Source organism: Acidovorax sp. Root219 (assembly GCF_001428665.1).
Taxonomy (GTDB): domain Bacteria; phylum Pseudomonadota; class Gammaproteobacteria; order Burkholderiales; family Burkholderiaceae_C; genus Acidovorax.
This window is the reverse complement of the sequence record NZ_LMIJ01000001.1, coordinates 330,055-348,477: the sequence shown is the minus strand read 5'-3', so window position 1 is coordinate 348,477 and position 18,423 is coordinate 330,055. Positions and strand designations below refer to the sequence as shown.

Sequence of the window (18,423 nt, the reverse complement as noted above, 5' to 3'; positions counted from 1 at the left end):
GGCTTTCAGGAAAAGAGGGTGGGCAGTTGCACGGCATTGCGCCGTGGTGCTGGGGGCGGCGCGGCGGTGCGCGCCTGGACGTCGATCACGTCCTTGCGGTGCAGGTCGGCGAACTCGTGCACCAGCTCGTCGTAGTGCGCGCGGGCCGCTTCCAGGCGCAGCTGGATCAGCGATTCCTTTTGGTAGTCGCGCTCCAGCTCCCAGGTGGTGACCCGCAGGTGCGGTGGGATGTGGTCCACGACGTGCAGCTCCAGCGGCTCGTCGCGGATCAGGTCGTCGGGGGTGTCCACGAGGACGTAGTTCACCTCCCAGGCGTCGGCGTCCCACAGCCGCATGTAGCCGCGCATCTGCCACTCGTACAGCGGGTTGATGCAGTCGGCCACCCAGCCAGGAAAGGTGCGGATCGACCACGAGGCCTTGATGTCGTGCCCCCGGCGGCGCGGTGGGTTGAACAGGTCGCACTCGCCGGTCAGCAGCCCCAGCGTGCGGCGCTCGGTGTTCTTGGCCAGGTTCAAGCCGCGCACCTTGTTCAGGAGCGCGATGCCCTCGGCCTCCATGCGCAGGCCCTTCTCGATCTCACGGCCACCGGCCTCGAAATCGACGGAGAAGATCTCCTGTTTGACCAGGTTGCGCAAGTAGGTGCGCGCACCGATCGACAGGTCGCCCTCGGCCCGTGTCTTGGGTTCGGTCATCAGGTGGCCCAGGCTGGAGCAGCGGAACAGCACGTCGCGCATGTCAGCCTTCCGCCGGCAGCGCGGCGCCGTGCGTCTCGATGGCGTGGGCGAACGCCGCATATCCATCGCGGTCCTTGGCATCCTTGAACACCACGCGGCCTTCCTTCATCACCTGGGTGAGCTCGGCGCGGGTCTTCGTGGCGATCACCTTGTTGCACCACACCGTGGCCAGACTCTCTGCCCCAGTGCCGTCCGGCGCGCCCTGGCCGTCGTCATCCTCGCCGCTCTCCGCGGTGCCGGTGATGGCCTTCAGCGTGTGGCGCTCCAGGTAGGTGGTTGTGGAGATCACCGCCTGGATGGCGTTCTTGCCGCCGCTGGCGTCCGGTGGGCTCGACAGCGACACCTCTTCGCAGTGCCCCAGGCGATGGCGCAGCACGCAGGTGATGGTGATCATCCCGTTCTCCTGCTTAGGACGCCAGGACCAGGACAGGCCGTGCGCCGACAGCGCGGGGCCAAGCAGGTCGGTCACGTCGTCCAGCTCGGCGTGCTTGTACTGGGTGCGCCCGCCGCCGCGTGTCTCGAAGTCCACCAGCTTGCGCTTCGGGATCTTGATGTTCAGGGCCTTGAAGGCGGTCAGGGCATCGTTGAATGCCTTCTCTGCCTCGCGGCGCTCCCAGCGCTCCTGCATGTCCATCATGCGTTCGAACTGGTCCAGGTTGCCGTGCTCGCGCAGCAGATGCAGCATCAGGCCGGCGGGGGAGGTGGTGGCGATCGCTCCCATCGTGGTTGGGGCGGGCAGGGCCTCGGGGGCGACGGTTTGCGCCTGCGTGGGCGTGTCGGCCAGTTCGGTGGTGGTCATGGTGTGGGCGTGTAAAAAAGCCCGGCCAGCAGGCCGGTGGTAAGGCAGATGAAGAAGCCCAGGCCTGCGATCAGGAGGATCTGCTGCAGCTCTTCCAGGGCGGTGGGTTCAGGCTGGTCGTGCTCGGTCATGGCCGGGCCGCCGTGGTGGTGATGTCGCGCAGGCACTCGGCCACTTGGTCCTCAACCCACATGGCGGTTTCGCCGGGGCGGCAGGCGTTCTTCTGGAACTGCTGCAGCGCCCAGTCTCGCGAGTGCTGGGCTTCGGCCAGTTCGCGCTTCTCGCGCTGGTAATGGGCCTGGCGTGCCTGGGTGTCGTCGGCCTGGGCGAAGAAGAATGCGCCCAGCAGCGCGACGATGGCCACGGCCGTGGTGAGGTTGGGACGGACGCCGTTCATTGCGATGCTCCGACCCACTCGTGGTGCTGCTGGCGCTGCTGGGCGCGCAGCGCGCGGCGGCAGTTGGCGTCGCTGGCCTCGATCCGCTCCACCTCGGCCCAGGCCTTGGCGCGCAGCTCCAGCAACTCGGTGGGCGTGATCGGGGGCGGGGAGTGCGGCGCGATGGCACGCTGCATGGTGCTGTGCACGTTCTGCATGGTGTTCTCCAGAGGGCGTAAAAAAGCCCGCGGGGTGCGGGCTGGGAGGGTTCGGGGCTGTGGGTCAGTCGTACTGCGCTTCGGCTGCGCTTTTGACCTCGTCGGGGTCCAGGTCGACGTCCAAGCGCGTGCGCCCCACGTACATCGCCATCAGGATCGATTCGAAGCGGGTGATCACGGTGGGCTGCGCGGCGGGCGTGAGCTGCGTGTTGTTCAGCTTGAGCGCGTACACCACGCCTTCCTTGTTGAAGCTGATGTGATGCCTGGCGTCATAGTGCGCCTTCGCCCTGCTGCTGAGGTAGCCCGGGGATGGGTCGCTGTCCAGGTAGATGCAACCACCGCCGTACTCGCTTTCCTCGAAGTGCCCATAGAACTCGCTGCGGTCATCGTCCTTGTGGAACCCCTCGCGGGCCGCCACCATCAGTTCGGAGAGCTTCAGGACGTCGGGCGCATCGGGCAGCACGGACTTGACCGCCTTCTGCAGCGCCGTTCGCATAGCGGCGGCGTTCTCACCATGCACCGCCTCGCTGAGAGCCTGGTTCAGCACCTGTTGGAACTTGGCCATGTCGTCGATGGCCAAGCCATGAGGGAGTGCGCTGGCGAGTTGCTTCTTCACTTCCTTGCGGAACTCGCTGCTGTAGTCGGTCGCCTCGCGGATCGCCTCCTTGATGGTGTCCGAGATAGCCTTGTCCACCAGCGGCTGCAGCTTCTCGGCAGTCACGGCCGAGGCGATGATGGACGGCAGGTCCAGTGCGATTTTGATTTCCATGAAAGCTCCGGTGTGTGCCCTGGCGGGCGAAGAAAAAACCGCTGGTGCGCCCAAGAAATGGAGGGAGGGACGGAGAGGGGCGCGCGGTTGGAAAGGGGTGGGGCGGCGGGCCGCTATGAGGCCCTGGAAACGCTGCCGTTGGTGTGTGCTGTGCCTTACGAGGTGCTGACCCCGACCAACGCGCAGCGACCGCAGTCGCCGCCCCGAAAACTGTTCAGAGCGCGATCAGCCAGCCGCCGATGTGCGACTGCTGGGTGGCGTCTGCCTTGAACCGCTTGCGCTCGATGCGCGTCTTCGTGCAGGTGATCGTGCGGCCGGGCTCGATGGTGGCCAGGACCTGCGTCCACCTGTCTGCAGTGTTCCGGCTGCGGCATGTGACATGCACGTTCAGGCGCAGCGCGCCGAAGACCTGCAGGTGCTCGCAGGGGATGCCCAGGCTGCGCAGCTTGTGGGCGAATGCTTGAATGTCGTTTTGATTCAGCATGGTGGGCCTGCGTCAGGCGTCGCCTTGAGCGATCACGAATTGTTCGAACTCATCATCCGACATGGCGCTGCAGTCGGCGTCGGTGTACAGCATCTCCAGCTCGTGGACCCAGCGGTAGTTGCTTGGGCCGCGGCGGACAAACTTCATTCCATCGGGCATCTCGATCTCCTGGTGATGTCGAAGTGCACTCGGCGAATGCACTTTGATATCACGCTGCCCCTTGGCAGGTTCGCTGGCATCTCCCCGATGGCTCGGGCTCCAGCAGGCCGGGCGTGGTCCGGTAGTTCAACGGGCGCCCATCCTGTTGACCGACTTGCGCCGGCCCGTGTGTTGGTTGTTAAAGAGCCTGGGCGGCCGAGTCGATCCTTGGTGCCCACCGCTGCTGTGTGCTGCGATGGGTTGAACTGTAGCAATTGCTACCTTGTTGGTCAATAGCAAAAGCTACTCAATCGAAATATTTTTGCTACAGTCGAGCGACGCCCATCCCGGGCGGGCATGAAAAAGCCACCCGAAGGTGGCTTGGTTGTTGTGCTGGCAGAGGGATCAGGCGACTACTTCATTCACCGGGGTTTTTGCCGTTGTGCTCTTAATCAGGTCTATGCAGTGCAGTGCATCGGCTTTATTTTTGTAGCCCTCGCCACTGGCAATGATTTCGTGGTTTGCCGACTTCAGACGCCAGCGCCATTCGCCACTAACCATGGCAAGCAGCCCCACTGCGTTCTTGTTCGGTACTTGGTAGATTTCAAATTGCATAGGGGTCCTTCATCTTGAACGCGCAGATTGCGGGCTGGAATGCCCAGACCGAATACGCCGGGGAATACACCCATGCTGGGAGCAGGTGGGGTATCAACTTTTTCGCGGTCGATGATGCCGACGCAGCGCAGAAACTGGACAGCATCAAGCGGTCGGCGGTGCTCCTGGGCCCAGTGGCTCACAAGATCGCCTGGACCGACCCCGAAGATTCATCGTCGCAGGGTGGCGGCTGAGGTCCAAGGAAATTTTGACCAGGACTCAGAACGGCGCCAGCGAAGCCATCAGATGCAACGGCCCCGGGCCCAAGTAGACCGTGCGGCCGCTGCCCAGCTCGCGCACGCGCCAGATGGGATCGCCGGGCTCCAGGGCATAGGCGTCCACCGGCAGCGGCAGCAGGTGCTCGCCTGGCCACCACATGCGGCCGCGGGGGCGGGCACTGGGCAGTGGAGGCACGCGCAATAGGGTGGGGTGGGGCGTGCTCACCGCGCAGGCCCCGGCGTGGGTACCACCCACCACTGCTGGTGGGGAGCCGAGCCGGTGGCCACCCATTCAAAGCCACGCAGGCGCAGGCCACCGTCGCATAGCGTGAGGTGGGCGTGGTGCAACAACAATAGCGGGTCGGGGCCCTTGGCCTCCCGCTCAGGAAGCAGCAGCGCGTGCTGAAACGGCGCGCCTATCTCAGATTTCGTCCGATAGATGAGCCACCCCTGCATAGCCGTCGCCTTGGCCGCGTCGACAGGGAGCAGCTTGTTGTTCTGCATCAACCGGTACACCGTACACCACATGGCAGGCATTCAGAAATGCAGGCGCTGCACGTCGAAGTGGCAGCCCCGTGCCTCGCCGAGGTACTGAAGGGCCGCCTGGCGGGCCGCCATCGCCGCATAGTCCCATTGCCGGATCAGAGCAAGTTCTTCATCGGAAATGGGTGCATTGGTGAATTCCAGCGCCACCACCGCGTCGAGTGCTGGACCGATGCGGCTCACGGCGCCGAGGGTGCGCCCCAGTTCTTTCACGTAGATGGCCTCGGCCGCATGGCGGGCCTGGGCGGGCAGGCCTTCAGGGTAGTCCCGAAGGGTTACGGTGCAAATGGCGTCAACGGCATGCATGATCCTTCTCCAAAAATAGTACTGTATAAATTTACAGTGTTTTGATGGATTTCGGGTAACATTCGCTGCATGGCCGACGTTCTACTGCGCTGCGGCCACACAGCGTCTACCATGGGCGCTCACCTTTCAGGAGTGGCGAAAGGCCTGCAGGTTTGGTCAACCAATCGGAGCGATTCCATGTGCAACAGGTACGTGTCCCCCGAGGAGCGAGACATCGAGCGCGAGTGGTCAATCGGCGCTCGCAACCAGCCAGCGCTGTTCGACAAGGTGCTATTCCCGCGCGGCCAGGGCCCCTTCATCCGCCGCGCGCGCGACGACGCCGGGTACAGCCGCGAGCTCGTCGTCGGCCAGTGGGGCCTGATCCCCTGGTTTGCCAAGGAACCGAAGTTGAAGTACCCGACCAACAACGCCCGCAGCGAGGAACTGGCGGACAAGGCCAGCTACAAGCTGCCATGGGCGCGCGGGCAGCGCTGCATCATCCCCGCCGCGAACTTCGATGAGCCGAACTGGGAGAGCAGCAAGAACGTGTGGTGGCGCTTCGCCCGGGCCGATGGCCACCCCTGGGGCCTGGCCGGCCTGTGGAACACCTGGACCGACAAGGCCACTGGCGAGGTGCACGAGAGCTACACCATGTTGACCATCAACGCCGATGCACACCCGCTCATGAACAGGATGCACAAGCCTGACCCCAAGGTGGGCCCAGCCGAGCAGGACAAGCGCAGCGTGATCCCTATCGAGGCCGTGGACGTGGACGCTTGGCTCGCCGGCACGATGGAGCAGGCACAGGGCCTCCTGCGCCTGGCGCCCGTGGAATTGTTCGCTGCCGGGCCAGCGGCATGAGGCTCTACCTCGCTATCCATGCCCCCGCCCTGGCGCTGCCGCCGGATTTGCGTGATCGGGCCATCAATGCGGCCCTATTGGTGCTCACGCAGGTCGGAGTGCGGCTGGAGGACTGCCTAGAGGCCCTTGCCGAGATGGAGGACGAGCAGGACGCGCCGGAGACCTTCGATGTCGACGGCCGGATCATGGCCGCCTGGTGGGATGCCCAGGACGCCGCGCGGGCAGTTTGTGGCGTGGTCCAGCAGCACGGGTTCAGCCTTGAGGTGCTGGACGCCGATATCCCGCGCCAGTAAAAGAGCCCGCGCGAAGCGGGCTGAAAAGGGAGAGTGCCAGCTTGGAGTGTCTGGCCGCTCCATGATAGGCCTATGGCATCACGCTGGATAGCGCTCGGCGGGCTTTGCGGCACTCGCGCGTGTCAATGAAGGTCTTCCACGCATGGTCCTCGCGGCTGATCCACTGCATGTTGCTGGGATGGTCCGCGCCGCCCGCGCACAGCGGCACGATGTGGTCCACCTGCCAGCCCGGGCATGCGCCGCGCGCGCGGCCGGTGGCGGGGCAGGGGTGTTCGGAGCGGAATGCCCGGACCTGCGCCTGGTCACGGGGGATACGGGCCTCGACGTCACTGAAGCCGAGACCGAGGACCGCAAGGCACAGCAGAAGCCTGATCACTTCGCAGCAGCGATCAGATTTTTTTGCCGTTCCAGCACCAGACTACGCGGCCACGAACCTGGATCTGGCTATTGCCATCCAGGATGTCCACGGCCTTCACTTTTTGGTTGTCGCTGGTCACCTCAAAGCTGCCCCCAAAGCGCTCAGTAACCCGCTTGATAAAGACTCTGTGGGCCGCTTCAAGGACGTAGACACCATCGGCCCCCGAGGGATCTTTCGCGCCGGTGTCGACCAGCAAAATATCGCCATCTTCGAAGGTGTCGGACATGCTGTCGCCGTATGCATGGATAAACCGCAGGTCCTGGAAGCGTGTGATTCGCAGCCTGCGCGTGATCCAGTCCGGCGATAGCGCGATGGATCCTATAAGCACGTCGTCGTGCATCTCGTCCTGACCGTCTCCCATACTGCCGGCGTTGGCCAGCAGGGGGACATGCACAGCGTTCTCGCCTGGCTTGGGCGCTGGCGTGAGGCTGGTTACCGTGGACGCCAGAGCCGTCGAAGCTGGACGGCTAAACCAATCGGCCGAGCCTGGTAATTCTTCAGCCTTGGCGACCGTCTTTTCCGTGATCGGCCGCTCCCCGCGGAGCATCTGGCCGACCATGGCACCGTCCTTGTAGCCCAACAACCGGCCCAGCGCAGCGTTGCCGCCGTGCTTTTCAGCAAGGGCCCCCAAGCGCCCTCGGCGCCATTCCATCAGGTCTTCGTCCATGCGGCGCACAGTAGCATGCGCTACAAGAGCGTTTGCTACTTGAAATGCAGTAGCAAATGCTATATTCTCTGAGGCATGAACCTGCACGAATACCTCTCAAGCCAGGGCGCGCTGTCCGTCACCGAGCTGCGCTCGCGCATCGGCGCTGGCAGCGATGCTCAGATCCGCCAGTGGCAGCACGGCTACGCAGACCGAAAGCCCAGCTTCGAGAACTGCGTAGCCATCGAGCGTGCGACGGGTGGCGTCGTGACGGTTGAAGAACTTCGGCCTGATGAACGCTGGGTGCGTTTGCCGGACGCTGCATGGCCACATCTCGACGGGCGGCCTGTGATGGACTTTGCAAAGTTGGAGGCCGCAGCTCATGGCTGAACCCACACGCACACCCAGCACTACTGCGCTTCGCTTGCTGGTATTGGCGGCCGTCCTCGCTCGGAGGCGCGCCCCGGCATGACCGCCGCGCGAACACCGCGCCAGCGCCTGGCCATCACGGCCCGGGCGGCACCGCTCACCGGGCCACCAATGGGCCCGCTCTCCATTTCTCGCCCTGTCTCCTCAATGGAGCGGGCGCCACCGCTGTGCTGCTGGCCGGCGGGTTCCTGATCAATTTCCACGGGGGTGGCATGCACAACAATGAATCCGAAGGCGGGCTGCAGTTCGCCAAGGCCCGCAACGACGAGAACGACTTCACCGAGCTGCGCTTCTCCGCGCCGAAATGGCTCGTGGCTGTCATCGATGCGCACTGGCAGGTCCGGGGCGGTAGCCGCGCGAGCGTGGCGCAGAAAGTACTGGGTGATTGGGCACGGCTTGAACTCCATGCCGCTACTGTGACCACTCGCGTCGTGCGCGGCAATCCAGACCTTCCGGATTTGCCGCCGGCGGCGGGGGAGGGCTGAACGCGAATGGCCACTACCCCCTGGTACCGCCTCTGGAGCGGCATGCAAAACGATCCGAAGTGGCGAACCATCGCGCGCCTGTCGCAGCAGCGCATCGGCGATGTCATCTCGGTATTTCTGCACGTGCTCGACAACGCATCGAACGCAACCGAACGCGGGCGAACGGAAAACCTTAATCCGGAAGACATCGCGAGCGCACTCGACCTGGAGACGCTGCAGGTGGACGCCATCCTCGCGGCTATGCAGGGCCGCGTGATGGAGGGCCCGGCCGTGTCCGCATGGGAAAAGCGCCAGCCGGCCCGGGAGGATGGGTCTGCGGAGCGTTCCAAAGCATGGCGTGAGGAGCAAAAGGCCAAGAAAGAACGCGAGCAAACGCCCGCGAACGCGACTGACCACACAGCGAACGCAGCCGAACGCACGAGAACGCCCAGAGAAGAGAAGAGTAGAGAAGATAAATCACCTATCGGTGATAAGGCGCGCAAGCGCGCAGCCCCTCCGCCGCCCCGGCCCGATGACGTGGCCGAGCAGGCTTGGAATGACTGGACGGACCTGAGGGCCAAGAAGCGCGCCCCCGTCACGCAGACCGTGCTGGACGAAGCCCGCCGCGAATGCGCGAAGGCCGGCCTGTCCCTCGAGCGCTTCCTGCAGGTGTGGTGCATGCGCGGCTCACAGGGGCTGCAAGCCGACTGGCTGCGGCCCGACGAGCGCGGGCCAGGCCCGGGGGCTGCGCCTGCCGAAACCGCTTACCAGCGATCCATGCGCGAACGTGTGCAGGAGGCCGCCCCCAGCATCGCCCGCCGCGCGCCCGCCGCCGCCCACCAAGACGCCACCGATTTCTTCCGCACCGTCGACACCACCGCCCGCGTGGTGCCCCACACCCAACCAGCCATCGAGGTACTGCCATGAGCCTGCCCATTGAATGGGTCCAAAGGATCTTCTCCAAACTGACGCTGGCCTACGGCCGGGACTTCCTCGGGCGCTGGGAGGGCATCGACCTGGTCGAAGTGCACGCCGACTGGTCGCACGAGCTGTCCGGCTTCGAGGCGCATCCGGAGGCGATTGCCTACGCCCTGGCCCACCTGCCGATCAAGCCGCCGACCGTGCTGGAGTTCCGCGCGATCGCCCGGCTGGCCCCGCCACCACCGGTGCCGCGCCTGGAGGCGCCCCGCGCGGATCCACAGCGTGTCGCCGAAGCGCTGCAGCGCCTGGGCCCCATCCTGCAGGGCACCAGCACCAGGGGTGGCAAGGACTGGGCGCACGTCATCGTGAACCGGGCCATGTCCGGCGAGCGCGTGACGCCGAACTCGCTGCGCGTGGCGCGCGAGGCCTTGGGTCTGCACTCGAAAGGTCAGTCATGAGCCGCCCGCACGGTTCCGTGCCAACCGCCACCCAGCTGCTGGTGCTGGCTTACATGCGCGAGTTCTTCGCCACCGAAGACCAGCTGCCGCCCGTTCCGCTGGTAGCCAAGCATTTTGGCTGGGCATCGCCCAACGGCGCGCAGTTCCACATCGATGGTCTGCTCCGCCTCGGCTACCTGGAGCGCAACGCCGTGGGCAAGTTGCGATTCCCACGAAAGGAAGGGGGCGCATGAAGACGCTCGAAGAGATCAAGGGGCGCTGTGTCGTCAAGGATGGGCACTGGCTGTGGCGGGGCGCGCTGCGCCCTGACGGCCGACCCTGCATCTATGCGCCGGACTTCACGCGCCACGACGGCCGCCTGGTCACGCAGTGCGGCATGCGCGCGGTCTGGCACACCGCCAACGGCAAGGCCGTGCCGGAGGGCTGGCGCGTGTATGGCTCCTGCGACGAGTGGACCTGCTGCAACCCCGCGCACGTGAAGTGCACCAGCGAGGTGGAGTTTGGCCAGTGGCTGCGCGAGACGAAGCGCTACCGGGGCCAGACGAAGCGGATCCTGGCCAGCCGGGCTACGGGGCGCAGGCGCGCCGCGCTGTCGCCGCTGCAGGTGGCGTACGTGATGTCCAGCGACAAGACCGGGCTGGCGCTGGCCGCCGAGCTGGGTGTCAGCCCCGCCACGCTGAGCCGATATCGCCGCGGCCAGGTGCCGACCGTGCCCCCCGCCGGCGGCATGTTCTCGGGCCTGATCGCTGGGGGGCGCGCATGAGCCTGATCCTCGGCATTGACCCAGGCGCCAGCACAGGTGTGGCCACGTTCGTGGATGGCGAGCTGTCCGACCTGGAGACGGTCGGCCCGCACCAGATCGAGCGCCTGATCCGTGGCCGCATGCCGGCGCGCATCGTGTTCGAAGACAGCCGCCTGGAGACGCGCGCTTGGAACGCCCGGCAGAAGGCGGCCTACGGTGCCGCGCTGGCCACTGCGCGCAGCCTTGGCCAGGTGGACGCCTGGTGCCGGCTGATCACCGACCTGTGTGCCGAGCTGGGCATCCCCGCCCACGGCATCAGCCCCACCGCGAAGGGCGCCAAGCGCGACGCCGAGAGCTTCGCCATCACCACCGGCTGGAAGGGCCGGTGCAACCAGCACGAGCGCGACGCCGCCATGGTGGCGTGGCCATACCGGAGGACCCGCAATGTCTGACATCCAACCCACATTCGCCGGCGAGGTGCAGCTGCGCCGCTGGTCCGAGAGCAGCACCCAGGGCGTGCAGGTCACCTTCGCGCTGGCCGATTCGGCCGACCTCGATCGTTTCAAAGGCATGGACGGCAAGCGGTTCATGGCGGTGCTGGTGCAGGTCGGCGACGATGAGGAGCCGGTGCCGCCGGGCGAGAGCAAGGCTCCGCGTGAGAAGCTGGGCGACCTGTGCTTCCGCGCCGTGCACTGGTGCCGCGACGCAGGCTTCCAGGCCTGGCTGGCCATGCGCAGCGGCTGCGCGCCCGAGCAGATGACCGAGGACCGTGCCCGCCAGTTCATCCTGACCACCTGCAGGGTGGGCTCGCGCAAGGACCTGGACACCGATCCGCTGGCGCGCCAGCTCTTCAACGACCGCATCCGGGCGCCGTACCACCGGCACGTCTTGGCGCGGGGAGGGTACTGAGCATGTCCGCCCCCCTCGTTTCATCCCAGCGCCACCTGGACCGCACGATCGTGCTGCGCAAGGCCGCGACGTTCCAGGTGTTCGTGGTCAACGTCATCGAGGTGACGCTGCGCGGCAAGCCCTACCGCGTACTGGTGGACGGCCACCACAACCTGGCGGCCGCCCGGCAGGTGGGCGTGGAGCCGACATGGCGCGGCGCGCCCAAGAAGCTGCAGCGGATCATGGCCAGCACGCCCCGGGCGGACTTCGAGCGCTTCCTGATCAACAACCTGACCGATTCGGACTGGTACGACGTGGACACCGGCGCCGTGGTGCTGGATCTACTGGGCATGGAAAGGGCCGCATCTGCATGAGCGACGTGAAGAAGACCATCACCAGCGCCCGGCGCAACGGCCTCAAGGCCCGCATCGAGCGCCTGCTGACCGAGAACCAGACGCGGGACTACAGCGTGCACGAGATCGGCGCCGCCCTTGGCGTGCCCAAGACCGAGAACTCGCAGATCTGCTCGGCCCTGTGCAAGTTGCCCGTGCGCAGCGTCATGGGCCCTGCCGTGGGCAGCCTGGGCCGCCGCTACACCAAGCGCTATCGCATCGTGCCCAAGCCTGCGCCCATCGTGGTGCGCGAGGTGGACATGCGCCGCGAACTGGCATTGATTCGATAGGAGAGACCATGGACTACGACACCGACGAGACTGAAGACCTGCATTTCATCGAGCTGCTGGCACCTGGGGCGCCCACCCTTCACGCCGGCGTGACCGGCCCGGGCATGGTCTACCTGCGTGGGGACCTTCACCCGCTGGGCGCAGCCACGGCACTGATCAAGGCGGCGCGGGAGCACGTGCCCTATGCGGCGGTCAGCGCGGTGAACGTGTTGTTCCCAGCGGACTGGCTGCGGGGGGAGTGCGCACACGACATGGACCGGCTGCGGGTGATTGCCAACATGGAAGCCATGGTGCGGGGGGCACGGACGTGACAGAGAAGGCGAAGGGCAAGGCGCCAGCCGATTGGGAGCGCATCGAGCTGGACTACCGTGCCGGGGTGAAGAGCCTGCGCGAGATCGCATCGGAGCACGGTATCACCGAGGGCGCTATCCGCAAGAGGGCCAAGAAGCCAGGCGAGGAGTGGGTGCGCGATCTGGCCGGGAAGATCCAGGCCAAGGCGGAGGAGCTGGTACGCAAGGATGCGGTACGCAGTGAGGTACGCGCGAACCAGGCCGCGTCGGAAAAGGTCGTGGTCGAGGCCAACGCCCAGGCCATCGCCGACGTGAGGCTGGCGCACCGCAAGGACATCCTGCGGGCGCGCGTGCTCACGAATGCCTTGCTGGACGAGCTGGCCCAGCAGACCGACCCAGACACTCTGGCGCTGCTGAGTGACTTGGGCGAGCTGATGTGCAAGCCCGACGAGAAGACCGGCCGCGATCGGCTGAACGAGCTGTACCACGCGGTGATCGCCCTGCCCGAGCGCGCCAAGACCATGAAGACGCTGGCCGAGAGCCTGCAGAAGCTGGTCGACATGGAGCGCACGGCCTTCGGCATGGACGCCAAGGACAAGGCTCCTGGCACCGACCCTCTGGCCCTGGCGGTTGCCGAGTTCACTCCAGCCCGGGCGGCCAGCGCGCTGCAGGCCCTTGAGGAGCTGCGCCGACGGCGGGAGTCGGCCGCCGGTGCATGACGTCCTGGAATCGCTGAGCGACGCGGAGCTGGCGGCGCTCGAGCTGCGACTGCGCCGGGTGGTGATGGAGAACCAGCTGGAGCTGTACTGCCCGTATCCGAAGCAGGCGCTGTTCCATGCTATGGGCCTGGACAAGCGCGAGCGCATGCTCTCGGCCGGCAACCAGCTGGGCAAGACGCTGAGCGCTGCCAACGAAGTGGCCATGCACTTGACCGGCCGATACCCGGCGTGGTGGGCGGGCAAGCGTTTCACCAGGGGCAACAACTGGCTGGCCGGGTCCGAATCGGGGGAGCTGACCAGGCGCGGCGTGCAGCGCTACCTCTTCGGCCGGGATCCCAAGACCGACCCGGGCACGGGCAGCATCCCCAAGGACTGCATCGTCGACCTCACGTGGAGCCGGCACGTGAACGAGTTCATCGACACGGCCAAGATCCGCTTCACCGACGCCAACGGCGTGCAGTCGATCAGCACCATCAGCTTGAAGTCCTACGACCAGGGCCGCGGCAAGTGGCAGGCCGACACCGTGGAGGGCGTGTGGTTCGACGAGGAGCCGCCCGAGGACATCTACATGGAGGGCCTGACCCGCACCAATACGGCGTTCGGGCCCGTCATCGTGACCTGCACCCTGCTCAAGGGCATGACCGCGATCGCCATGCGGTTCTGGCTGGAGCTGGCCAAGTACCCGGACGCCGGCATGGTCAACATGACCATCCACGACGTCGACCACTACACGCCTGAGCGCAAAGCTCAGATCATCGCGGGGTATCCCGCACACGAACGCGAAGCGCGCACGCTGGGCGTTCCATCCATGGGGAGCGGCAAAGTGTTTCCAGTCGAAGAGAGCAGCATCACCGTCCCGCCGTTCGCATTGCCGGCGCACTGGCCGCGCATCGTGGGCCTGGACTTCGGCTGGGACCACCCGGCCGCGGCCGCCTGGCTGGCGTGGGACCGGGACACCGACACGGTCTACGTGTACGACACGTTCCGCGTGCGAGAGACCAGCGTGGCCATGCAGGCCCCTCTGCTGGCGGCCCGGGGTAAGTGGATCCCGGTGGCCTGGCCGCACGACGGCCTGCAGCACGACAAGGGCAGCGGCGAGCAGCTTGCGGGCCAGTACAGGGCGCTGGGCGTGAGCATGCTGCGCGATCGCGCGACCCACGACCCCGTGGAAGGGCAGAAAGAAGGGGAGGGCGGCAACGGGGTGGAGGCGGGGGTGTCGGACATGCTGGACCGGATGATGACCGGCCGATGGAAGGTCTTCACCACCTGCGTGGACTGGCTTGAAGAGTGGCGCATGTACCACCGCAAGGACGGGATCATCGTCAAGCTGCAGGACGACCTGATCAGCGCCAGCCGCTACGGGAACATGATGAAGCGCTTCGCCATCACCCAGCCCAAGGCCTCCACCCTGGGCGGCGGCTCCAACATGGCCAACCGGCGCGGCGGCTACTGACCAAACGGCATTAATGCCACCGGTGGGGGATTCGGGCCGCGCGCGTGACCATGCGCGGCATGAACGCTGCCACCGCCCAACCTCCGACCCTTGCCGGCCTGTCTGAAGAAGAGCTTGCCGCCCTGGTTGCGGCTGGCGAGATCACGGCCGACGAGGTGGTGGCGCTGCTCGAGCAGCAGGTCGATCCGGAGGCACAGCGCCAGCAGCAAGACCAGGACCGCCGCGACGCCGAAGCCCGTGCCGTGCGGGTCAGCGCCCTGGGCCGTCGCCTGCTGACACTGGCGCAAGAGCAGGTGCAGCAGCGCCAGGTGATCGAGGAGCGCTGGTACAAGGACGTGCGCCAGTTCAACGGGCAGTACGACCCGGGCATGTTCGGCGACGAGGGCGAGTACGGCAGCCGCATCTTCGTGCCGCTGACGCGCCGGCTGTGCGGGCTGGTGGAGGCGCGGCTCTTCGACATGCTGTTCCCTAGCGACGAACGTAGCTATGTGATCGAGCCCACGCCGGTGCCGGACCTGGACGAGGCTCTGGGCCTGGCCGACCAGCTGCCGCCGGAGACGCCCATGCAGTCGCCCGAGGGGCCCATGCTGACAGCCGGTTCCATCAAGGCCGCCATCGGCACCCTGATGGACGAGGCCAAGAAGGCCTGCGACGCCATGCAGCGCGAGATCGATGACCAGCTCGCGGAGTGCAGCTACCCGCGCCACGCCCGGGACGTGATCCATGACGCGGTGCTGTACGGCACCGGCGTGCTCAAGGGCCCCGTGCCACTGTTCCGCACCACGAAGCGCTGGACACAGCAGGGCGATGGCGCCTATGTCATGAGCCTGACCCGTAAGCCGCTGCCCCAGGCCAGCCGGGTGGACCTGTGGAACTTCTTCCCCGACATGAGCAGCACTCACATCCGCGAGGCGGAGTTCGTCTTCGAGCGCCACTACCTGACCAAGCAGGAAGCGGCCGACCTGCAGGACATGCCCGACGTGGACGCCGATGCTCTGCGCCGCATGCTGGGGACAGATCCCACTACCCCCACCAACAACTACCGCGAGCGCCTGCGCGCCATCAGCGGCAGCAGCGGCGCCAAGGATCGGCGCTACGAGGTCTGGGAGTACCACGGCCCCATCACGGCCCAGGAGCTGATCGACTGCGGCTGCGCGGTAGAGGACGACCCGCTCAAGACCTACACCGGCGTGGTCTGGTTCGGCAGCCAGGGCGAGGTGTTGAAAGCCGCGCTGAACCCGCTGGACAGCAATGAGCACCCCTACAGCGTGTTCACCTGGCAGATGGACGAGGCCAGCATCTTCGGCTTCGGCATGCCCTACGAGGTGCGGGACAACCAGGAGAGCGCCAACAGTTCCTTCCGCGCCATGCACGACAACATGGGCCTGTGCGTGCTGCCCCAGGTGGTGGTGGATNCGAGCCGGTGGATGGCTCGTGGCGCATGGCGCCGGGCAAGTTCTGGCGCAACAAGCGCCCGGGGGCGGATGCGCGCCAAGGCATCCAGTTCATCGCCATCGATGCGCGCCTCAAGGAACTGCAGGAGATCTTCGGGATGTCCAAGCAGCTGATCGAGGAGGTGGGCACGCTGCCCGCATTCCTCCAAGGCACCGAGGCGCCCAACTACATGCAGAGCGCCACCGGGGCCAGCATCGCCTACACGGCTGCCAACCTCTGGGTGCGCCGCGCCGTGCGCAACTGGGACGATGACATCGTCACGCCGCTGATCACTCGCTTCTTCGACTGGAACATGCAGTACAGCGAAAAGAAAGAGATCAAGGGCGACAGCCGGGTGCGGGCCATGGGCATCGCCGCGCTCGTGGAGCTGGAAGGCCAGGCCCAGAGGCTGCAGGCCTTCATGCAGACCAGCTCGGCCATGGGCCTGCCGCCGAGCAACCAGATGCGGTTGATGCGCGAGTTTGCGCGCGCCTTCAAGCTCGACCCCGACCGCGTGCTGCCCACCGAGCAGGAGATTGCCAAGATGCAGCAGGCCGAGCAGCAGCAGGGACCGCAGAAATCCGACGTGGCGATGCGCATGGAGCTCGACAAGGCCAGGCTGGACCAGACCATGCAGATCCACAAGGAAGACCAGGCGTTGCGCCGCGAGGAGATGGCGGCCAATGCCAACATCATGGATCGGCGCATGCAGCTGGAGGTCGCCGACACAGCGGCTCGGCTGAACATCACCCAGGAAGAGGCCATGCGCCGCTTCGGCTACGAGCGCGAGAAAACCCAGGCCATCCTGGCTGACAAGCAAGCCGATCGCGACAACAAGGCCCAGATGCTCAACGCCGAGATGGAGTTCGCGGCCCAGACCGGGAGGGGCGTATGACCTGGGAGACGCAGATCAACCCAGCCACCGCCGTGTGGCGCGGCGTGGAGGCCTATGCCGCCGAGCGCATCGCCGAGCTGACCACCGTGTGCACCACGGTGCGTTCCACCGACGCCGAGATCCGCGCCGCGCAGGCCTCCATCCAGGAGCTGCAGGCACTGCTGGCGCTGCCAGGCCGCATCGCTCTGCAGGCGCAGCAGCGCGGCACCACCGACCGCACGAAAGGCTACTGACCATGGCATACACCCAAGACCAGATCAACGCAGCCTATGCCAGCGAGAAGGCCAACGGCGCCAGCGATGCCGACTTGGCGCGCGTGGGGGCTGAAAAGTATGGTGTCACGGCCGACCAGTTCAACCTGGCCAGCCAGGCATGGGGCACCACGCCCGATCAAAGCTCCTACAACTGGGCCTCCACTCCCACCACTGCGGCAGCACCGGTGGCAAGCGCCCCTGCCGCAGCGCCGGCCGACCGCTTCACCCAAGCCCAGTACGACGAAGCTCGCGGCTGGGCCACGGGAAAGAGCTTCGACCAGATCGGGGCCAAGGCCAGCGAGCTGGGACTGACAGCGGCCGAGGTCGGCAAGATCTTCGGACAGCACGGCGGATCCGGCCAGCAGGTCATGGATGCGTCCAAGTACGGGACCGACCAGTGGGATGGGTTCCAGAAAGAAGCCGCCAAGTGGACATTCTCGGGCAGCGGGTGGGACTACGACTCGAAGGCACCGCCCAAGACCGGCATCAACCTGTCGCAGCTCCAGGGCATGACGAAATGGGAGGTGTCGCCCAACGAGACGGTGCGCAGCCAGCTGCAGCAGATCATTGCCGACGACAGCCCGCTGATGCAGCAGGCCCGCGCCCGCGCCATGCAGCAGTCGAACACCAGGGGCCTGCTCAACAGCAGCATGGCTGCCACGGCCGGCGAGTCGGCGCTGTACGACGCGGCGATGCCCATTGCCCAGCAGGACGCCAGCACCTACGCCCGCGCAGGCGAGTTCAATGCCGGCCAGGCGAACACGTTCTCGCGCGACAACAACCAGTTCGTGCGCGACGCCTACATGGCCGACTTCAACGTGCAGGCGAACGAGTGGGCCGCGCAGCAGCAGTGGGACCGCGACTACAAGACGCTGGACCGCCAGCAGCAGCTGCAACTTGAGCGCGACGCCATCCAGAACGGCTACCAGACCGCGCGGGACAAGTTCGCGGCTGAGAACCAGATGTCCATTGCGCAGCTCAACGCGGCATCGCAGGCGGCCAACTTCCAGCCCGACACCAGCATGGCGCGCCTCAATGCGCAGCTGGACGCCGACGACCGCAGGGCCGACCGGCAGACCGCTGCCGACGACCGCAGCACCCTGACAAATCTGCGCTCTGACTACGCAACCAAGGTGTTCCAGATCAACACCAGCGACATGTCGCCCGAGAAGGCAGACCGCGCTATCTCCGACCTCGCTGCCACCTACAACCCGCAGCTCACCGAATACGCCAAGCGCCTGGGCTACGACCCGAATAGCTGGGTCATCAAGACCACGCCAGCATCTGCTACCACTCCGGCCCCCGCGCCTGCAGGACCAGCATCTGGCGACACGACTGGGGCAGGTGCCGCATGACCA

At 66.2% G+C, this 18,423-nt stretch carries 32 protein-coding genes; 18 read left to right on the top strand and 14 right to left on the bottom strand.

The annotated features are described in order from the left end of the window. Positions 1–5: 5 nt before the first annotated feature. From ASE28_RS01680 to ASE28_RS31090, 9 genes are all read right to left on the bottom strand, one after another. Positions 6–734 carry a hypothetical protein gene (locus ASE28_RS01680; protein WP_057264098.1) on the bottom strand — a complete coding sequence of 243 codons (729 nt, stop codon included), beginning with the start codon at positions 732–734 and terminating at the stop codon, positions 6–8. A 1-nt stretch (position 735) separates the two neighbouring features. Beyond that, on the bottom strand, positions 736–1,533 hold the full coding sequence (locus tag ASE28_RS01675; protein WP_057264096.1) for an ERF family protein: 798 nt from the start codon (positions 1,531–1,533) through the stop codon (positions 736–738). Further along, entirely contained in the window at positions 1,530–1,664 is a 135-nt protein-coding gene (locus ASE28_RS33355) for a hypothetical protein (protein WP_255361019.1), read from the bottom strand. Before ASE28_RS33355 ends, ASE28_RS01675 begins: the two co-directional genes overlap by 4 nt. Continuing rightward, the gene (locus ASE28_RS01670) at positions 1,661–1,930 is read right to left on the bottom strand and encodes a hypothetical protein (protein WP_057264094.1); all 270 of its coding nucleotides are present in this window, start codon (positions 1,928–1,930) and stop codon (positions 1,661–1,663) included. Before ASE28_RS01670 ends, ASE28_RS33355 begins: the two co-directional genes overlap by 4 nt. Beyond that, the gene (locus ASE28_RS01665; RefSeq protein ID WP_057264093.1) at positions 1,927–2,127 is read right to left on the bottom strand and encodes a hypothetical protein; all 201 of its coding nucleotides are present in this window, start codon (positions 2,125–2,127) and stop codon (positions 1,927–1,929) included. The genes ASE28_RS01670 and ASE28_RS01665 overlap by 4 nt, the downstream gene beginning before the upstream one ends. A gap of 64 nt (positions 2,128–2,191) precedes the next feature. Continuing rightward, positions 2,192–2,896, bottom strand: a complete 705-nt coding sequence (locus ASE28_RS01660; RefSeq protein WP_057264091.1) for a hypothetical protein — start codon at positions 2,894–2,896, stop codon at positions 2,192–2,194. A 214-nt stretch (positions 2,897–3,110) separates the two neighbouring features. Next, entirely contained in the window at positions 3,111–3,380 is a 270-nt protein-coding gene (locus tag ASE28_RS01655) for a hypothetical protein (protein WP_057264089.1), read from the bottom strand. Between the two features lie 12 nt (positions 3,381–3,392). Next, positions 3,393–3,527 carry a hypothetical protein gene (locus tag ASE28_RS33350; protein ID WP_255361016.1) on the bottom strand — a complete coding sequence of 45 codons (135 nt, stop codon included), beginning with the start codon at positions 3,525–3,527 and terminating at the stop codon, positions 3,393–3,395. A 396-nt stretch (positions 3,528–3,923) separates the two neighbouring features. Continuing rightward, a complete protein-coding gene (locus ASE28_RS31090; RefSeq protein WP_082607813.1) occupies positions 3,924–4,133 on the bottom strand; it encodes a DUF1508 domain-containing protein in 210 nt (69 codons plus the stop codon). A gap of 14 nt (positions 4,134–4,147) precedes the next feature. On the opposite strand from ASE28_RS31090, the gene ASE28_RS01650 reads away from it, so the two are divergent. Then, positions 4,148–4,366: a hypothetical protein gene (locus ASE28_RS01650; RefSeq protein ID WP_057264088.1), complete on the top strand. Its 219-nt coding sequence runs from the start codon at positions 4,148–4,150 to the stop codon at positions 4,364–4,366. 25 nt (positions 4,367–4,391) lie between these two features. On the opposite strand, the gene ASE28_RS31765 is transcribed toward ASE28_RS01650, so the two are convergent. From ASE28_RS31765 to ASE28_RS01640, 3 genes are read right to left on the bottom strand one after another with little or no spacing between them, the layout of a single operon-like run. Beyond that, positions 4,392–4,586: a hypothetical protein gene (locus ASE28_RS31765; protein WP_157421807.1), complete on the bottom strand. Its 195-nt coding sequence runs from the start codon at positions 4,584–4,586 to the stop codon at positions 4,392–4,394. A 26-nt stretch (positions 4,587–4,612) separates the two neighbouring features. Beyond that, entirely contained in the window at positions 4,613–4,894 is a 282-nt protein-coding gene (locus ASE28_RS01645) for a hypothetical protein (protein WP_157421806.1), read from the bottom strand. A 33-nt stretch (positions 4,895–4,927) separates the two neighbouring features. Next, positions 4,928–5,239 (bottom strand): hypothetical protein, encoded by a 312-nt coding sequence (locus ASE28_RS01640; protein WP_057264084.1) that lies wholly within the window; start codon positions 5,237–5,239, stop codon positions 4,928–4,930. 177 nt (positions 5,240–5,416) lie between these two features. On the opposite strand from ASE28_RS01640, the gene ASE28_RS01635 reads away from it, so the two are divergent. Beyond that, the gene (locus tag ASE28_RS01635; protein ID WP_057264082.1) at positions 5,417–6,079 is read left to right on the top strand and encodes an SOS response-associated peptidase; all 663 of its coding nucleotides are present in this window, start codon (positions 5,417–5,419) and stop codon (positions 6,077–6,079) included. Next, a complete protein-coding gene (locus ASE28_RS01630; RefSeq protein ID WP_057264080.1) occupies positions 6,076–6,372 on the top strand; it encodes a hypothetical protein in 297 nt (98 codons plus the stop codon). Before ASE28_RS01635 ends, ASE28_RS01630 begins: the two co-directional genes overlap by 4 nt. 70 nt (positions 6,373–6,442) lie before the next feature. Here ASE28_RS01630 and ASE28_RS01625 read toward each other — a convergent pair whose 3' ends face one another. Together ASE28_RS01625 and ASE28_RS01620 are read right to left on the bottom strand one after the other, a co-directional pair. After that, positions 6,443–6,748: an HNH endonuclease signature motif containing protein gene (locus tag ASE28_RS01625; protein ID WP_235516014.1), complete on the bottom strand. Its 306-nt coding sequence runs from the start codon at positions 6,746–6,748 to the stop codon at positions 6,443–6,445. A 13-nt stretch (positions 6,749–6,761) separates the two neighbouring features. After that, positions 6,762–7,457: a S24 family peptidase gene (locus tag ASE28_RS01620; protein WP_235516013.1), complete on the bottom strand. Its 696-nt coding sequence runs from the start codon at positions 7,455–7,457 to the stop codon at positions 6,762–6,764. 75 nt (positions 7,458–7,532) lie between these two features. On the opposite strand from ASE28_RS01620, the gene ASE28_RS01615 reads away from it, so the two are divergent. The 15 genes from ASE28_RS01615 (at position 7,533) to ASE28_RS01540 (ending at position 18,420) form a co-directional block, all read left to right on the top strand. Beyond that, positions 7,533–7,826 carry a YdaS family helix-turn-helix protein gene (locus tag ASE28_RS01615; protein ID WP_082607811.1) on the top strand — a complete coding sequence of 98 codons (294 nt, stop codon included), beginning with the start codon at positions 7,533–7,535 and terminating at the stop codon, positions 7,824–7,826. 206 nt (positions 7,827–8,032) lie between these two features. Beyond that, positions 8,033–8,350: a hypothetical protein gene (locus tag ASE28_RS01610; RefSeq protein WP_057264078.1), complete on the top strand. Its 318-nt coding sequence runs from the start codon at positions 8,033–8,035 to the stop codon at positions 8,348–8,350. A 42-nt stretch (positions 8,351–8,392) separates the two neighbouring features. Beyond that, on the top strand, positions 8,393–9,256 hold the full coding sequence (locus tag ASE28_RS01605; protein WP_157421805.1) for a hypothetical protein: 864 nt from the start codon (positions 8,393–8,395) through the stop codon (positions 9,254–9,256). Continuing rightward, the gene (locus ASE28_RS01600; RefSeq protein ID WP_057264074.1) at positions 9,253–9,708 is read left to right on the top strand and encodes a hypothetical protein; all 456 of its coding nucleotides are present in this window, start codon (positions 9,253–9,255) and stop codon (positions 9,706–9,708) included. Before ASE28_RS01605 ends, ASE28_RS01600 begins: the two co-directional genes overlap by 4 nt. Next, complete coding sequence (locus ASE28_RS01595) at positions 9,705–9,941, top strand: hypothetical protein (protein ID WP_057264072.1); 237 nt, start codon at positions 9,705–9,707, stop codon at positions 9,939–9,941. The genes ASE28_RS01600 and ASE28_RS01595 overlap by 4 nt, the downstream gene beginning before the upstream one ends. After that, positions 9,938–10,471, top strand: coding sequence for a hypothetical protein (locus ASE28_RS01590; protein WP_057264070.1), 534 nt, complete (start codon positions 9,938–9,940; stop codon positions 10,469–10,471). Before ASE28_RS01595 ends, ASE28_RS01590 begins: the two co-directional genes overlap by 4 nt. Next, the gene (locus tag ASE28_RS01585) at positions 10,468–10,902 is read left to right on the top strand and encodes a hypothetical protein (RefSeq protein WP_057264068.1); all 435 of its coding nucleotides are present in this window, start codon (positions 10,468–10,470) and stop codon (positions 10,900–10,902) included. Before ASE28_RS01590 ends, ASE28_RS01585 begins: the two co-directional genes overlap by 4 nt. Further along, positions 10,895–11,359, top strand: coding sequence for a hypothetical protein (locus ASE28_RS01580; protein ID WP_057264066.1), 465 nt, complete (start codon positions 10,895–10,897; stop codon positions 11,357–11,359). Before ASE28_RS01585 ends, ASE28_RS01580 begins: the two co-directional genes overlap by 8 nt. 2 nt (positions 11,360–11,361) lie before the next feature. Continuing rightward, positions 11,362–11,712, top strand: a complete 351-nt coding sequence (locus ASE28_RS01575) for a hypothetical protein (protein ID WP_057264065.1) — start codon at positions 11,362–11,364, stop codon at positions 11,710–11,712. Beyond that, positions 11,709–12,020, top strand: coding sequence for a hypothetical protein (locus ASE28_RS01570; protein ID WP_057264063.1), 312 nt, complete (start codon positions 11,709–11,711; stop codon positions 12,018–12,020). Before ASE28_RS01575 ends, ASE28_RS01570 begins: the two co-directional genes overlap by 4 nt. Positions 12,021–12,028: 8 nt before the next feature. Further along, positions 12,029–12,331, top strand: a complete 303-nt coding sequence (locus tag ASE28_RS01565; RefSeq protein WP_057264061.1) for a hypothetical protein — start codon at positions 12,029–12,031, stop codon at positions 12,329–12,331. Beyond that, positions 12,328–13,029, top strand: coding sequence for a hypothetical protein (locus ASE28_RS01560; RefSeq protein WP_235516012.1), 702 nt, complete (start codon positions 12,328–12,330; stop codon positions 13,027–13,029). Before ASE28_RS01565 ends, ASE28_RS01560 begins: the two co-directional genes overlap by 4 nt. Next, positions 13,022–14,482: a terminase large subunit domain-containing protein gene (locus ASE28_RS01555; RefSeq protein ID WP_057264059.1), complete on the top strand. Its 1,461-nt coding sequence runs from the start codon at positions 13,022–13,024 to the stop codon at positions 14,480–14,482. Before ASE28_RS01560 ends, ASE28_RS01555 begins: the two co-directional genes overlap by 8 nt. Before the next feature lie 2,325 nt (positions 14,483–16,807). Next, positions 16,808–17,044 (top strand): hypothetical protein, encoded by a 237-nt coding sequence (locus tag ASE28_RS01545; protein WP_057264055.1) that lies wholly within the window; start codon positions 16,808–16,810, stop codon positions 17,042–17,044. Positions 17,045–17,046: 2 nt separating this feature from the next. Then, positions 17,047–18,420, top strand: coding sequence for a hypothetical protein (locus tag ASE28_RS01540; RefSeq protein ID WP_057264053.1), 1,374 nt, complete (start codon positions 17,047–17,049; stop codon positions 18,418–18,420). Positions 18,421–18,423: the final 3 nt, after the last annotated feature.